This is a genomic window from Chitinophaga sp. (assembly GCF_036569125.1).
Taxonomy (GTDB): domain Bacteria; phylum Bacteroidota; class Bacteroidia; order Chitinophagales; family Chitinophagaceae; genus Chitinophaga.
This window is the reverse complement of record NZ_DATCRF010000024.1, coordinates 1-12,078: the sequence shown is the minus strand read 5'-3', so window position 1 is coordinate 12,078 and position 12,078 is coordinate 1. Positions and strand designations below refer to the sequence as shown.

7 protein-coding genes are annotated in these 12,078 nt (G+C 50.1%); 3 read left to right on the top strand and 4 right to left on the bottom strand.

The window, feature by feature from the left end; translation table 11 throughout:
• From VIM87_RS00865 to VIM87_RS00855, 3 genes are all read right to left on the bottom strand, one after another.
• A partial coding sequence (locus VIM87_RS00865; RefSeq protein ID WP_331995138.1) for a hypothetical protein occupies positions 1-1,194 on the bottom strand: 1,194 nt, incomplete at its 3' end.
• 156 nt (positions 1,195-1,350) lie between these two features.
• Complete coding sequence (locus VIM87_RS00860; protein WP_089917685.1) at positions 1,351-2,103, bottom strand: zinc ribbon domain-containing protein; 753 nt, start codon at positions 2,101-2,103, stop codon at positions 1,351-1,353.
• Between the two features lie 5 nt (positions 2,104-2,108).
• Positions 2,109-3,203 carry a Nif3-like dinuclear metal center hexameric protein gene (locus VIM87_RS00855; protein WP_331995137.1) on the bottom strand — a complete coding sequence of 365 codons (1,095 nt, stop codon included), beginning with the start codon at positions 3,201-3,203 and terminating at the stop codon, positions 2,109-2,111.
• A gap of 493 nt (positions 3,204-3,696) precedes the next feature.
• On the opposite strand from VIM87_RS00855, the gene VIM87_RS00850 reads away from it, so the two are divergent.
• Positions 3,697-5,205, top strand: coding sequence for a carboxypeptidase M32 (locus tag VIM87_RS00850; protein ID WP_331995136.1), 1,509 nt, complete (start codon positions 3,697-3,699; stop codon positions 5,203-5,205).
• 107 nt (positions 5,206-5,312) lie between these two features.
• Here the strand turns inward: VIM87_RS00850 and VIM87_RS00845 are convergent, their stop codons facing one another.
• The gene (locus VIM87_RS00845) at positions 5,313-6,002 is read right to left on the bottom strand and encodes a rhodanese-like domain-containing protein (RefSeq protein ID WP_331995135.1); all 690 of its coding nucleotides are present in this window, start codon (positions 6,000-6,002) and stop codon (positions 5,313-5,315) included.
• Positions 6,003-6,192: 190 nt separating this feature from the next.
• Between VIM87_RS00845 and VIM87_RS00840 the strand changes: the two genes are divergently transcribed.
• Positions 6,193-11,031, top strand: coding sequence for a PKD domain-containing protein (locus VIM87_RS00840; protein WP_331995134.1), 4,839 nt, complete (start codon positions 6,193-6,195; stop codon positions 11,029-11,031).
• 212 nt (positions 11,032-11,243) lie between these two features.
• On the top strand, positions 11,244-12,078 hold an 835-nt coding region (locus VIM87_RS00835), incomplete at its 3' end, for a PKD domain-containing protein (RefSeq protein ID WP_331995133.1).

Sequence of the window (12,078 nt, the reverse complement as noted above, 5' to 3'; positions counted from 1 at the left end):
AAGTGTAAAGTCGGCCGCCTTTTTAGTTTGCATCAGCTTCAGCGCATCATTAAAAAAGCCGCCATCGCTCAGCAGGCGCACCTTCAGTAAAAAGGTATTGGGCCATTTGCCGCTTTTAGCTTCTTTCAGAGCCTGTTTATCGCCATCTGCTTCCGTATTGCCCCGGGTTAAAATGAGGCTGCGGTATTTATTGGCGGCATCCATATTGCCCCGCATGTAATAATACCAGCTTAAGCGCTGCAGGGCCTCTTTTACATTGAACTTGCCTTTGAAATTGTTCAGGAATTTTTCCAGGTACACATGCGCATCCTCATCCTGGCGGGCCAGCTTTAACAGGCCCATTAAATAATCCTGGTACACCATGGTTTCATAACGGGGGCTGGTATTACGTTCCGAAAGCACTTTAATGCCCAGGTCGGCCCGCTGGTTGGTTACTGCCAGGTTGGCCACCATAATGGCAAACAGGTAGTTATTGCGCGTATCCAGCTGCCGCTGTTGTATGAACTGCCACAGCTCGTCGGGGTTGCTTTCCATGAACAGCTTCAGGTAACAGTAGTAGTAATATCCTTCCGGTTTAAACAGCTGCGCCAGGGGGGCATTACTGTCTATAAACCCCTGCAGGTTCTGCATGCCCTGTTTAATGCTGCCTTTCATGCCCAGCACCCCGCTGATCCATTTATAACCATCCGGAATGGTGCCGAACACGGTTTGCATGGCGCTGATCAACATAGTGTTGGGTGGGAACTGGGGGAACTTGCGCTGGTTATCTTTCAGCGTCATAAAGGCTTTGCGTATTTCCCAGGCAGCATCCCATTTTTCACCGAACTTAATACGGATCATGGCCCACTGGAATTTAATGGCAGCCTGGGTGTACAGGTAATACGGAGAGCTATCGGGCCCCTGCTCCATTAATGACAGGCGGGCGCCCCGTTGTGCTTTTTTGGCGTTATACTCTGCCGGGTCTTCGTTAAAATATAATGGAAAAAAATCGACGTAATTATCCAGGAAGTAAGGGATCAGATTATCAGGGCGCTCTTTTTTCTCGGCTTCCAGCAGGGCTTTACCCTCCTCTAAACGCAGCTGCATAATAGCCTCATAGGCTTGCTGGCAGCGGCTATTAAAATCATATACCTTTTGACGGGCTGTAACGGTGAATGTTATACTAAGTAAGAGGACCGATAGAAAAAAGCGCATGGGCAAAAGTATTCAAATTCCATTCCAATAACGCCGGGGCTGGTGTAATTGAAAGTAAAAGTCCCGTTCCCGGCATACACCGGGACGGGACTATGTAAGTTGGCAGTTAGTAGCTTACAGTTAGCAATGGGCGCCGGCTGCTACAGCTGCTGCTGTTTATATCGTTACGGTAGCTTCCAGGTCGTTATCAACCAGGATACGGCCGCAATGTTCGCAAACGATGATCTTTTTGCGGTGACGGATCTCAGCCTGACGCTGGGGCGGAATGGCGTTAAAGCAGCCGCCGCAGGAATCGCGCTCAACGGTTACCACAGCCAGGCCGTTACGGTAGTTCTTACGGATCTTTTCGTAAGCTGCCAGCAGGCGGGGCTCTACCTTGGTGCGGGCTTCGTCGCTTTCCTTGCGGATCTGTTTTTCTTCTTTCTCAGTTTCAGAGATGATCTTTTCCAGCTCGCCTTTCTTATGTTTCAGGTTGGATTCCTTGTCAACGATCGCTTTCTTTGCGGATTCCACCAGGCGGGTTTTATCCTTTATCTCTTCACTTGCGTCCTTGATATGCTTTTCTGAGAGTTTGATCTCCAGGTTCTGCATTTCAATTTCCTTTGTGATAGCTTCAAATTCGCGGTTGTTCTTCACATTATCCTGCTGCTTCTCATACTTCTTAACCAGCGCTTCTGACTCCTTGATAGCTGCTTTTTTGTTAGCAATGAAATCCTGGATACCTCTCAGCTCATCCTCAACATGGGTAAGGCGGGTATTTAACCCTTCTACCTCATCTTCCAGATCTTTCACTTCTATCGGCAACTCCCCTTTCAACACCTGGATACCATCCAGCTTGGAATCGATCTTCTGCAGTCTGAGCACAGACACCAATTTTTCTTCTACGGAGTACTCTTTTACGGTAGCCATATATTTTATAAATAATTTACCGGGTTTGTGTGAATAGTAGATTTAAGAGGCGCGAAATTACGAAATTTTTCGGTCAAAATATTGTAAAATAAATCGACTGTGAACTGCTCGCTTTCAAAATGCCCTATATCTGCTATAATTAATTGGTTTTCAGCATCAAAAAACTCATGGTACTTGAAATCGGCGGAGATGTAGGCATCTGCCCCGGCAGCCATGGCCTTTTTCAGTAAAAAGCTGCCTGCGCCGCCGCAAAGGGCTACTTTTTTTACGGGCTTGCCGCGTAAAGGCGTGTACCGTACGCAACCGGTATTGAACTGCTGTTTTACCAGCTGTAAAAAGGCTGTTTCCTCCATGGGCGCGGGCAGGGCGCCTATTAACCCGGAGCCGGCCTGCTGGTAGGCGTTATCCAGGCGGATAATGTCGTAGGCTACCTCCTCATAGGGATGGCTGGCCAGCAGGGCCTGTATCACGGCGCCTTCCAGGTTGGCGGGAAAGATGACTTCCAGCCTGGTTTCCGGCTCTGTATGGCGCTGTCCCTGTTCCCCCACATAGGGGTTGGTACCGGCGCCGGCTTTGAAAGTGCCGCTGCCTTCCGCATTAAAGCTGCACTCGTCATAATTGCCAATGTTACCTGCGCCTGCGGCAAATAAGGCGCTGCGCACCTTTTCAGCATCGGCATGGGGCACAAAGGTGTAGAGCTTTTTGAGCAGGTCTTTTTTAGGGACCAGCACCCGGCACTGCTGCAGATCCAGGCGGCCGGCCATCATGGCGCATACCCCATTGCGTACATTATCCAGGTTGGTATGGGCAGCGTAAACGGCCACATCGTGCTTAATGGCTTTGATAGCTACCCGCTCCACATAATTGCTGCCGGTGATCTTTTTAAGCCCGCCAAACACAATGGGGTGGTGGGCAATCACCAGGTTACAGTTACGGGCCAGGGCCTCGTCTATCACAGCCTCTGTAGCATCCAGCGTAAGCAGGGCATTGGTAAGCTCCCAGCCGGGGTTGCCGAACAGCAGGCCAGCATTATCATAGCTTTCCTGGTATTGCAGGGGCGCAAAGGATTCAATGGCCTGTATAACATCCTTGATCTTCATTAAGGGCAAAATAAGGAAATGTGCGGATATGCAGATATGCAAATGTGCAGATGGGAGAGGGAGATTAATGAGCCGGACATGAACTTCACCAGGGAGGGACATGGGAGGAACATGGGATTTAGTAGGGAAAGACATGAGAATCACATGGGAAAGACACGATGTTTATACGATGAAGCACCTAATCTTTACCGTTTTATTCTCAATAGCTATAACCCATAAGCCCCGACCCGAATTGCGCACGGGTTGTACCCGAGTTGCAGCCGAATTGCGCAGCAATTAAAAGGCCCTGCCCCTAATGCAGGAGGCTGAAAAAATTGTGGTAGAAATGATGTAGGGTTTTATGTAGGGGGGTAGGATGTCACTAGGGTTGCACACGGATTACGGGGCTGTTTTAGGAGGGAAGCACCCGAGTTGGATACCAATTCCGGTACCATGGAAAGCGGTGTTTTTACCCGGCCCTGCGGAAATCAAACTTTTCTTTTATTTTGCCGTTATGAACACACGGAAACCCACCAGCGAATTATACAGCACCTTTACCGCCAAAATGCAGGCTATTGCCGATGTACGTAATGCCATGGCCGTACTGGGCTGGGACCAGGAAACCTATTTGCCGGAAAAAGGCGCTGCCTTCCGCGGGCAGCAGCTCACCACCCTTTCCACCATCGCCCATGAAATGTTCACCGCCACTGAACTGGGGGATGTATTACAGGAGCTGCGCAGCCGTGGCGACCTGAATGCCACCCAGCGCAAAAACGTAGAGCTGTCTCAGGAGGATTATGAAAAGAACAAAAAGTACCCGGCCAGCTTTGTAGCAGAAATGTCGCAAACCACCAATGCCTGCTACCATGCCTGGATAAAAGCCCGTAAAGCCAACAGCTATGCGGAGTTTGAGCCCCTGCTGGCTAAAATGGTGCTGCTGAAAAAACAGGAAACCAATATACTGGGCTTTGAAGGCCACCCTTACAATGCCCTGCTGAATGAATATGAAAAGGGCGCCAGCACCACTATGCTGGATACCATCTTTGACGCCGTTAAAACTGCCCTTACGCCCCTGCTGCGCCGTATTGAACAAAAGCCGCAGGTGAACAAGGATTTTCTGCACCTGCGTTATGAGCATGCCAAGCAATGGGAGCTGGGCATTGCCCTGTTAAAAGATATGGGCTACGATATGGGCGCAGGCCGGCAGGATATTTCAGAACACCCTTTCACTACCAGCTTTAGCCCACAGGATGTGCGGGTAACCACCCGTATTGATGAACAGGATTTTGGCAACATGACCTGGAGCTGCATTCACGAAGGCGGCCATGCCTTATATGAGCAGGGGCTACCTGCGGAAGAATATGGCCTGCCCTGCGGAGAGGCCGCCAGCCTGGGGATCCACGAATCACAATCGCGCCTGTGGGAGAACAATGTAGGCCGCAGCAAGGCTTTCTGGCAGCACCATTATGGCAAGCTGCAGCAAACCTTCCCTGACAACCTGCAAAACATTTCCCTGGACCAGTTCTATAAAGGCATTAACCTGGTGCAGCCTTCCCTGATACGTACAGAGGCCGATGAGCTGACCTATCATTTCCATGTGATGATCCGGTATGAGATAGAAAAAGGCCTGCTGGAAGGCACCTACTCCACCAAAGACCTGGACCAGGTATGGAACCGGTATTACCAGGAGTACCTGCATGTATCGGCCCCCAGCGCTACGCAGGGTGTGCTGCAGGATATTCACTGGTCGCATGGCAGCTTTGGGTACTTCCCTACTTACTCCCTGGGCAGCTTTTATGCTGCGCAGTTCTTTGCAGCGGCACAACAGCAATTGCCCGGCCTTACGGAGCAAATAGCTACCGGGCAGTATGGCAAGCTACTCAGTTGGCTGCGGGAAAACATTCACCGCCACGGGCGCTTTTATACTTCTAATGAGCTGTGTGAAAAGGTTACGGGGCAGCCGCTGGATTTCCAGTATTTTCTGAAGTATGCGGAGGATAAGTTTGGGGAAATATATGGGTAGGCTAAAAGCTGAAAGCATAAAGCGCAAAGCATAAAGCTGATTTTGTTTTGCCTAAGGCATTGTGCTTTATGCTTTGCGCTTTATGCTTTTAGCCTGCATTCGTAATTCTACTTCACCATGCTTTCCAGCTCTGCCAGCGTTACCACGCCTTGTTTGCGGCCGGCTTCTTTACCTTCTTTATAAGCAATGAATGTGGGCAGGGTATTGGCTTTTATAGCTTGCATTACTTCCTGGTCACGGCCTCCATCTACCTTTACCAGCTTTACCTGCGGGTGCTGCTGTAAGAACTGTTCCAGCACCGGTATCATAGTACGGCAGGGCGGGCACCATTCTGCACCAACATCTACCAGTACCCATCCGCTTTTAACGGAGGTTTTAAAATCGCTTACAGCCAGCTGTTTTTCAGTAACAGCGCCCTGCAAGGGTTTACCAGCCTGCTTCCAGGCGCGGATGCCGCCATCCATTTCCACCACTTTTGCAAAGCCATTCTCCCGCATCCATTGGGCTGCTGCACTGCTACGGCCACCACTCAGGCAGTAAATGTATACGGGCTTTTGTTTGTCCAGGTATTTTACGCGGTCAGTAAACTCTGTTTTATTGGTATAATCTGCCTGCAAGGCATTGGGTAAATGCCCGGTGTTAAATTCCTGCGCAGTTCGTACGTCGAATACCTGTATGGCTGGTTGCTGCGTTCCTTTTTCAAAAGCATTTACATCTACCACCTGGGCAGTGGCTGCCCGGACTAACATACACATCAACAGCACACTTAAACCCCACTGAATGAATGACTTGATCATACCCCGCTTTTTTTTACAAAATACATAAACAATTCATGCATATCCAAGTGTTAATTAATAAATGAATTACATAAATTATAGTAATTTTAGCTTCATTAACGAATGCACTCAAGCCCGACGGGACCGGGTTCCTTATCCAATGAAACACCAGATATACCTATGCCGCCGTTGGCTGCTCCAACGGCCCCTCATGCGAACCATCATTTGCCTGGCCTGTTGTTACCTGTGTCCGATATTGAATGCCAATGCGCAAACCCACAAAGTAGATTTTGATGCGAGTAAATGGAGTGGTTGCGAGCCGCTGGCCGTTCAATTCCAGAACCTGTCGGATCCCGGTTATACTTCCCTTAACTGGAGCTTCAGTGTAGGGGCAGATGTTGCCGACCCAAACCCTGGCAGGATCTTTAACGCAGCCGGTACTTATAAGATCACCCTTACGGTTACCTACCCGGATGGCGTGATCAAAAAGGAAAAGACCGTTACGGTCTATAAAAAACCGGTACCGGCGTTCAGCACCTCTGTGCCCGGTGGCTGCGCGCCGCTGGCTGTAACCTTTACAGACCAGAGCACCCCTGGCGATGGCACTATTACCAGTGTAACATGGGATTTTGGAGATGGTATTAACGGCAGCGGCAGCACAGCTACGCATACCTATACTTTGGGTGGCAATCAAACTGCTTCCATTATTGTGATCAATAGTTTTGGCTGTACCAACGGCAGCACCCAGCAAATAAAAGTGCAGGATGCGCCTACGGTAAAATTCAGCAGCAATGTGCAAAGCAGCTGCGTTACGCCGCTGGCCGTACAATTCACCAACACCAGCTCCACGGTGAATAATGCGCCGCTTACCTACACCTGGGATTTTGGAGATGGTACCAGCAGCACTGCAACGGCGCCGCAACATACCTACACCAAAGAAGGCAAGTATACCGTAACGCTTACCGCTACCACTGCAGAAGGTTGTAAGCAATCTGTGACCGCACCGGACTATATCCAGATCGCGAAAATGAAACCTGATTTTACAGTCCCTGCCAGCAACTGCGCGGGCCGGCCTGTTATTCTAAAGAACACTACCGCACCTACGCCCCTCTCTGCCCGCTGGGATTTTCCGGATGGCAGTGTGCAATATGGCATGGATGCCAGCTATACCTTTACACAACCGGGCGATTATGCGGTAAAGCTTACCACCTTTGGTAATGGCTGCCAGGAAACCATTACCAAAAACGTTCACGTAAATCCCTTACCGGTCGCTGATTTTGCTGCCAGCCCCAACCCGGACTGTCATGTACCAACTACTACAAAATTTACAGCGCAAACACCCGATGCTACTACCTGGGCATGGGATTTTGGAGATGGCGGAACTGCCACCACGCAAAACCCAACGCATAGCTATACTGCAGATGGCAATTATACCGTAAGCATGCTGGCCATTAACAAATTTGGCTGCGGCACTACGGTTGTGAAAACAAGCTATATGCGGGTGCAGGAGCCGCAGGTAGATTTCGTGATGAGCGCCAACAGCGGCTGTATTCCTTTTTCCGTTGGCTTTACGGCCCAGGTATCGAGCGTAGACCCTGTAGTAAAGTACAGCTGGGATTTTGGAGACGGCACCACCGCCACCAACATCACGGTACCTTCCCATTACTACTCTAAAGAAGGCGACTATACCATAACGTTGGAAATAGAAACCAAGAGCGGCTGTAAAGTGAGCGCATCGCATGCAATTGAAGCCGGTGATACCGTAAAGGTGGATTTTGATGTGGACCATTACAAGGGTTGCCAGTCAGATATTTTTAACTTCACCAATAAATCCGTACCCGCAGGTACGGAGTGGCTGTGGAACTTTCCACAGGATAACAGCGGCGCCACGGGGCAAAACCCTTCACACCAGTTTAATGAGATAGGCTTTCATGATGTTACGCTTACGGTGATAAATAATGGTTGTTATAATATCCTTACCAAAAGACTGCTCATTGAAATTAACCCGCCGGCAGCGCGTTTCAGCGTACTGCCCAACTGTATCAACAAATACGACCGGCAGTTCTATGATGCATCGGACTTTGGCAACAGTGTTACCAAAACCTGGCTATGGGATTTTGGAGACGGTACTACCTCAACCGACCAATCGCCTAAACATACCTATGCGAAAACAGGCACTTACACGGTAAAGCTAACCGTGGGCAACGGCAGCTGTACCAGCAACCTATCGCAGATCATTCACATTATTGATGAAAACCCGGTTATAAAGGCGGATACCAACAGCATTTGCAACGGCGACTCCATTACCTACCGCATTACCAATTCCCTGCATTATAACATGATCAATTCTTACACCTGGAATTGGGGTGATGGTAGTTTTACCACTATTAATGCAGCAAATTTTGATTCAACGGCTGTTTACACGCATGCCTACACCACACCCGGCACTTATACGGTGCGCTTAAGCCTGACAGATATAAACGGCTGTCCGCAACAGTCTAACAGCCTGCAGGTAGTGGTAAATGGCGTAAATGCAGACTTTACCTATACCGGCACCTGTAAAGAAAAGCCGTTCACGTTTACCGATGCCACCACAACAACCTCGCCCGGTACTACCCTTAGCAGCTGGACCTGGAATTTTGGCGATGGCAGCGGCAACATTACACAAACACAAAAGCCGGTTGCTTTTTCCCATGCTTTTGGCAGTATGACCACTTTCCCGGTTACGCTTACTGTAATGGATAAAATGGGCTGTAAAGGCACCATTACCAAACCGGTATCAGTGAATGTAGTAGCTACGAACATTGTAGTACCAGCGCAGGAAGCCTGTTTACAGAAAGATTTTCAATTTTCCAGCAACAGCAGCGGCCAGTCGCTTACCTATGCCTGGAGCTTTGGTGATGGCGGCACCAGCACACAAGCCGCCCCGCTTTATGTGTATACTAAACCCGGCGTATATACGATCAGGCTGGACATAACAGATATTGACGGCTGTAAAGCCAGCCAGGAAGCGCTGAACTTTATTACGGTGCGCAATCCACAGGCGGCATTTGATTTTCCGGCTACCCTGGCGCCCTGCCCGCCGGTGCTGGTACCTTTTACCAACAACTCATCAGACTACGATCATATAGCCTGGCAGTTCGGAGATGGCAGCACCTCGCCGGAAGTATCGCCGGGCCATGCTTACAGCCGCCCCGGTGATTATACCGTTGCGCTAAGGGTGTATACGGATGGCGGCTGCGCCAGCACGGTATCCAAAACACTCACCATCCAGGGACCGGACGGCAGCCAGTCGGCCACGCCCACTACCGGATGTATGCCGCTGAAAATTGAAATGACCGCCAAAAGCAGCAATGCCATAAAATATATCTGGGACTTTGACGACGGGCATGTGATCACCACTGCCACACCAACTACCAGTTACGAATACACGAAAGAAGGCATTTACCACCCGCGCGTAATACTGGAAGATGCCAAAGGCTGCCAGGTGCCGGCTTTAGGCAATGACCAGATAGTGGCCGATAAGGTAACACCCCGCTTTACCATGGATGCTACGCAGGCCTGTGATGGCGGTTATGTATACTTTAAGGATAACAGCTTAAGCGTAACACAAGATCAGCTGAGCTTACCGATGACCTACCAGTGGGACTTTGGTATTGCCGGCCGCACGGACGATGTATCTACCGATGCAAATCCGCGCTTTTTATATGACCAGGTAGGCACCTATCCGGTAAAATTGCTGGTAACCACCGCTTACGGCTGTACAGGTGAAGTAACCTTACCCACCGTAGTAGAACCTAAACCGCTGGCAGAAATAACGCCCATTGACCCGGTATGCGTAGGCACCTCTGTAAGGCTGCAGGGCAGCGATACCAAACAATTACCCGGCACCAAATGGGTATGGCTGGTAACACCGGATAACACGGAGTTTGAAACAGCTAACCCACCGCGTGTAACCTTAAATACACCGGGTAATAACCAGGTATTATTAACCATCAGCAATGGCAACGGCACCTGCCCGGATACCGCCGGCACTACGGTGCTGGTATCGCCCCTGCCTGATCTGAACCCCATGCCCAAACAGGCCAATATTTGCCTGGGACAATCACTGGAGCTGCGCTCCAATGTATCGCCGGACGCAGATATTACGTGGACAGATTACCAGATCTCTGATGCGCGCAGCCCCAATCCAACCATACAACCTTTGCATGATACTACTTACCATGTGATGGCAGTGAACAGCACCGGCTGCAGCCGGGAGGCAGATATAGCCGTAACTGTTAGCCAGCCGCATAAGGTAACTGCAGCGGATGCCGCTATTTGCAGTGGCAGCCAGGTGCAGCTGCATGTAAGCGGGGCGCCCCATTATAAATGGATCCCTGCCACCGGCTTAAATAAAGCAGATATACCGGATCCCGTAGCCCGCCCTGCTGTTACCACCACTTACCAGGTAATAGGTTTGGGGGATGATGCCTGTTTTACAGACACCGCCCTTGTTACGGTTACCGTTAACCAGGCGCCCACCATTAACGCGGGCCCCGACCAGGTGGTACCTGTAGGCTCTGAGCTGCGCCTGCAGCTGCAGGCCAGCCCGGATGTAACCAAAGTGGAATGGCGGGCGGATCCTACCCTGAGCTGCACGGATTGTATGGCCCCGCTGGCAACGCCCAAACAGTCTGTTACCTACCATGTAATTGCCACTAACCAGTATAGCTGCGTGGACATAGATGAGGTGAATGTGAAGGTGGTATGCAGCGGCAGCAACATATTTGTGCCTAACACCTTTACCCCTAACGGGGATGGGCAGAATGATATCTTCTACATACGGGGAAGGGGCGTAAAATCCATCAAGGTGCTCCGCATATTTAACCGCTGGGGAGAGGTGGTGTTTGAACGTTCCGACCTGAATACGGATGATGCAGCGGGTGGCTGGGATGGCCGTTCCCGTGGCATTTTGCTTAACCCGGATGTGTTTATTTACTATGCAGAAATGATCTGCGATACCAATGAAAGCTTTGTGCTGAAAGGCAATGTAACCTTACTGAGGTAGCGCTAAGCTACCAGGATATACCGCCGCAGGCTGCAGGCAGTTCACCTATAACAGGTGGCTGTTTGCAGCCTGCAGCTTTTAAAAGAGCACCTGGCAATGCCTTTCTTAACCCATTAAGGGACAATGCCCAACGTACGACGCTAATAGTTATTGTATATAATATATTATTTTTAGTTAATTTGTGGTTAATTATACGGCCATTAACTATACCTATGAAAAGCCCAGCGCCTACATTCTTAACGGTCTTTCTGCCGTTTGCACTGTTATTTACAGGGCTACTGTACAGCAACAAGGTAAGCGGCCAGCAGGCAAATTTTACCTATACGGCATCGCCGGGCCTGTGCGCGCCTACCACCCTCACTTTTACCAATACCAGCACCGGTTACGCTTTAGCTTACGATTGGGACCTGGGAGATGGCTCTACCTCGCATGTGGCATCGCCCCAGAACATTTATGCCCAGCCAGGCACCTATCGTGTGTCCCTGACGGTACATTATGCCAATGGTAACAGCCAGTATTATAAGGATATTACCATACAACCATCGCCCATAGTGGATTTTAGCGTGAACAGCACTACCAGCTGTAAGCCCTTTACCGCTACCTTTACCGACCATACGATAGACGGGTTTGTGCGCACCTGGGATTTTGGAGATGGCACTGCACCTTTAACCACTAACAGCACTACCGCCACACATGCCTACACAAAAGCGGGCAGGTTTAACGTAACGCTGAGTGTTACTAACTCTGCCGCCTGTACGCAAACGCTTACCAAACCGGCTTTAATAAATATAGCTATTCCGGTTATTAACATCAGCGGCACCGGCCTTAGTGGGTGCGCACCGCTGAATGCCGCGCTGGAAGCCAATGTTACCACCATTAATAACGATCCTGTAACCCAATATACCTGGGCTTTTGGAGACGGCACTACACAAACTACCGCCACCAACAGCACTACCCATAACTACACGGGTGTGAGCGCCTATAATGTAACGGTTACCGCTACCACCCAGCAGGGCTGCAGCGCTTCCGTTACTGCGGGCAGCCTGG

Bases quoted from the DNA above. Each gene is read 5' to 3' on its own strand.
- VIM87_RS00840 (WP_331995134.1), top strand. From the start codon at position 6,193: ATGCGAACCATCATTTGCCTGGCCTGTTGTTACCTGTGTCCGATATTG.
- VIM87_RS00845 (WP_331995135.1), bottom strand. From the start codon at position 6,002: ATGATCAAGTCATTCATTCAGTGGGGTTTAAGTGTGCTGTTGATGTGT.
- VIM87_RS00850 (WP_331995136.1), top strand. From the start codon at position 3,697: ATGAACACACGGAAACCCACCAGCGAATTATACAGCACCTTTACCGCC.
- VIM87_RS00860 (WP_089917685.1), bottom strand. From the start codon at position 2,103: ATGGCTACCGTAAAAGAGTACTCCGTAGAAGAAAAATTGGTGTCTGTG.
- VIM87_RS00855 (WP_331995137.1), bottom strand. From the start codon at position 3,203: ATGAAGATCAAGGATGTTATACAGGCCATTGAATCCTTTGCGCCCCTG.